The sequence below is a fragment of the Vicinamibacteria bacterium genome, assembly GCA_035620555.1.
Lineage (GTDB): Bacteria > Acidobacteriota > Vicinamibacteria > Marinacidobacterales > SMYC01 > DASPGQ01.
On the sequence record DASPGQ010000353.1, the window covers coordinates 1 to 3,857 of the forward strand.

Here is a 3,857-nt window from a genome sequence, read left to right on the forward strand (position 1 = left end):
ACATCCCCAATCGAAGCGTCTCGTCAAGAACGTCAATCCCGCGGACACGTCGGATGTGATCGCGGAGTTTCCGATGGCATCCGCCGAGGACACCCAGCGGGCGATCGGTGCGGCCCGCCGGGCTTACGCAAGCTGGAGGAAAGTTCCCGGCCCGGAGCGAGGTCGAGTCCTGTGGCGTGCCGCGGACATCGCCCGTTCCCGCGCCGACGAGATCGCTCGGCTCATGACCCGGGAGGAGGGCAAGATTCTGAAGGAGGCCCGGGGAGAGGTCATGAAAGGGATCTCGCTGATCGAGTACTACGCCGGAGCCGGGTTCCGAATGGGCGGAAAGACGCTTCCTTCCGAGGCGCGAGACACTTTTACCTACACGATCCGGCAGCCGGTGGGGGTGGTTGGACTGATATCGCCCTGGAACTTCCCCTGGGCGATCCCCGTTTGGAAGTCGGCGCCCGCCCTGGTCGCGGGAAACGCCGTGGTGTTCAAGCCCGCCACGCTCACTCCCTCGACGGCCGCAGTTCTCGCGGAGATCTATGAAGAGGCCGGTCTCCCCCGGGGTGTCTTCAACGTCGTCATCGGATCGGGCTCCGAGGTCGGGGAAACCCTCGTGGGCTCCCGGCACATTCCCATCGTTTCGTTCACGGGCTCGAACTCGATCGGAGGCGAGCTCTACGTGAAGGCCGCTTCTCGGGGAGCAAAGGTCACCTGCGAGATGGGCGGGAAGAATGCCGTGATCGTCATGGAGGATGCCGATCTCGACAAGGCCTCGGTTGCCATCCGGGATGGCGCCTTCGGCTCCACCGGGCAGCGCTGCACCGCGACCTCGCGAGTGATCGCGATCGATTCGGCCAAGAACGAGCTCGTCGAGCGTCTCGTCGAAGGCGCCCGGGGAATCAAAGTAGGAAACGGCCTCGACGAGAGCGTCCAGATGGGTCCGGCGGTCGACCAGGTTCAGTGGGAGACCGACCTCGGCTACATCGAGATTGCCAAGGGCGAAGGGGCCAGGCTCCTCACCGGAGGAAAAGCGCCCGAGGGCCTGGAAGCAGGCTACTTCGTCGAGCCGACGATCTTCGACGAGGTCGAGGCGAACATGCGAATCTTTCGCGAAGAGGTCTTCGGTCCCGTGCTCGCCGTGGCGAAGGCCCGGGACCTCGACGAAGCGCTAAGGATGGCGAACTCCGTGGACTACGGACTCACGACCTCCATCTTCACCCAGGACATCAACCGCGTCATGCGCTTCATCGACGACGTCGAGACCGGCATGGTGCACGTGAACGAGCCCACCATCGGGGGGGAGGCGCAGCTTCCTTTCGGGGGTGTCAAGGCCACCGGCGTGGGCGAGCGGGAGATGTCCGAGGAGGGCCTCAACTTCTTCACCGAGCTCAAGACGGTCTTCATCAATTACTCGGGCGAATCGGGCCGCCAGATGTTCAGGTGACCGCGAAGGTGTCTATCATCAGGATGGGATCGCCCAGCGGATAGAGCACGGGGCAGGTGCAGCCGCGGTCGACGTACTCGCGGACCCGCTTTCGCGCCTCTTCGGGCGTTCCCGTCGCCGTAATTTCGAGAACGAGCTCGTCGGGTACGAAACGCATGGCCTCGTGCACCTGCTCTTTCGTCGCCGGCCAACCGAGTATCGACTGAACCTTCTGTACCGTCTCCCGGCTCACCCCCGAGGCTTTCGCGATGTGAGGTTGCTGCGCGAGATACTGAGTGATGAGCCCCTTGGCGGATTCGACGGCGCGAGCACGGTCGCGATCCACGGAGCAGACGATGAGCTGAGGCCGGTCGATCTCGTCGAGGCTACGACCAGCCTTCTCAGCCCCTCTCTCGAGCCGTTCCATGGCCTGGTCGTTGTAGGAGGGCGGCACGCAATAGTTGAGAAGACAGCCATCGGCGATCTCCCCCGTCAGCTCGAGCATCTTGTCGCCGGTCGCGCCGATGAGAACGGGTACGTTGCGCGGCTCGCGCCGTCCGTGCACGACGTCCAGCTCGATACCGTGTACCTTGTGAAAGGCGCCGTCGAAGCTGACGTTCTCCATGGCGAGAAGCCGACGGAAGACATCCACGGTCTCTCGCATGGCGAGAAGGGGGTTCTTTCTCTCGATGCCTACATTTTTGGCGAGCGGATCCCACCAGGCGCCGATGCCGCAGAGGATGCGGTTCGGGGCGAGATCGTCGAGCGTGAGAAACGTCGCCGCGAGGAGGCCGATGTTGCGCGTCCAATTGTTGATGACGCCCGAGCCCACCCGGATGCGCGACGTGCGAGCCGCATAGGCGGCCATCGGCACGATGGCGTCGCGGACGAGACGGCTCTCGGCCTGCCAAACGGCTTCGAATCCTTTTTCCTCCGCATAGGTGGCGTAACGGATGCATTCCGAAAGGGAGTGGGCATCCTGGAGATAGAGAGCGACCCGCTTCATGGTGCTAGGATTGTAAACTCGATGCATTCGGGGTACGAGCCGCACCTCTGGGACGGGTGTTCCTTCCACCCGACGCTCTACCTCGACGATGTTTCGGAGATTCCCTTTCTCGTGAACATCGCCGGAGTCGAGGAATATCAGCATCGGGCCTGGGTACGCGCGGGCGAGGGCGATCTGGTCGCCGCGGTCACACCCCTCACTCGGGGATACGAAGAGTACTGCCGCGAGAATCTCCGGCTGGGCGCTCCCGACCTGGTTCTAGCCGAGCCCAGAGAGAATCTGCTGGCCGTGGCCGAAGCGTGCTGGCACGGGAAGGCGTTCGCGAAGATCGTGGAACGAGCCCGCGCGGGCAATGGGTTGCTTATTCATCCCTACATGAGCGTCGAGCCCGTGTGGGAGCTGGCGCGGCGCGTCTCCGCGGCCGCGCGGGTGCCGGTGCAGGTCCTGGGCCCGCCACCGCCGGTGACTTGGATTGCCAACGACAAGCTTCGCTTCTCGGAACTGGTCGAGCACGTCCTTGGCAAAGAGCGGCTCGTGCGTACGGAATCGGCGCGCGATCCCAGGACGCTGGCCGGGCACCTTCTCGACATCGGACGCCGGTACCCTCGGGTTGGCCTCAAGCGCACGCGCTGTGCGTCGGCAATGGGAAACGCGGTTTTCCGGTCGGAGGAGCTCTCCTCGCAGGAGCACACCGAGGCGCTGGTCCGCTCGTTCCTCGAAAGAACGGAGTGGGACGGCCGGGAAGAGGTGCTCGCCGTCGCCTGGGAAGAGGCGGAAGTGTCTCCGTCGAGCCAGACCTGGATTCCGCCGACTGGCAAGGGAGAGCCTACGGTGGAAGGCATCTACGAACAGATCCTCGAGGGCGAGGAGAAGATCTTCGTGGGAAGCCGTCCCTCCACGCTCGCTAAGACGCTGAATCGAAGGCTCACGGACGCGTCGCTACGATGCGCCGAAGCACTCCAGGAGCTCGGCTACGTGGGGCGGTGCTCCTTCGACCTCCTGGTGGTCGATGGCGAGCAAATCCGCTTCACCGAATGCAACGGACGCTGGGGCGGGACGAGCATTCCGATGTCCCTGGTGGACCGCCTCGTAGGACGACCCCGTCCGCCTTACCGAGCGCAGGACGTGGCGCATCCCGGACTCGTCGGCGCTCCATTCCGGGACGTCCTTCGAGCGGTCGGAAGCGACCCGCGGTTCGTTCTCTACAACGTCGGTCCGCTCGCCCAATGGGGAAAGCTCGACGTGATCGCGTTCGGGGCTTCCCAGCCGGAGGCGGAGGAGGCGCTGACTGATGACCTTCCGCGCCTGCTCGGGGTGAAGTAAGGCTTACGGTAGAAACCGGTTTAGATAAGGGGCCCGAGCTAACGTCGAGCTTTGATGGCTTCGTCGAGCTCGGGAATCTTGGCCTGATGGGAGAGCCACCATTCGGGGTCGCGC

At 64.2% G+C, this 3,857-nt stretch carries 3 protein-coding genes; 2 read left to right on the top strand and 1 reads right to left on the bottom strand.

The annotated features are described in order from the left end of the window. Nucleotides 1–1,435 (top strand): aldehyde dehydrogenase family protein (locus VEK15_14455; GenBank protein HXV61895.1); only part of this gene is annotated, 1,435 nt, incomplete at its 5' end. On the opposite strand, the gene VEK15_14460 is transcribed toward VEK15_14455, so the two are convergent. Next, nucleotides 1,428–2,420 (bottom strand): LLM class flavin-dependent oxidoreductase, encoded by a 993-nt coding sequence (locus VEK15_14460; GenBank protein ID HXV61896.1) that lies wholly within the window; start codon nucleotides 2,418–2,420, stop codon nucleotides 1,428–1,430. The two genes, VEK15_14455 and VEK15_14460, sit on opposite strands and share 8 nt — an antisense overlap. Nucleotides 2,421–2,441: 21 nt before the next feature. Here VEK15_14460 and VEK15_14465 point away from each other — a divergent pair, with 21 nt between their 5' ends. Then, nucleotides 2,442–3,743 carry a hypothetical protein gene (locus tag VEK15_14465; GenBank protein HXV61897.1) on the top strand — a complete coding sequence of 434 codons (1,302 nt, stop codon included), beginning with the start codon at nucleotides 2,442–2,444 and terminating at the stop codon, nucleotides 3,741–3,743. Nucleotides 3,744–3,857 lie beyond the last annotated feature (114 nt).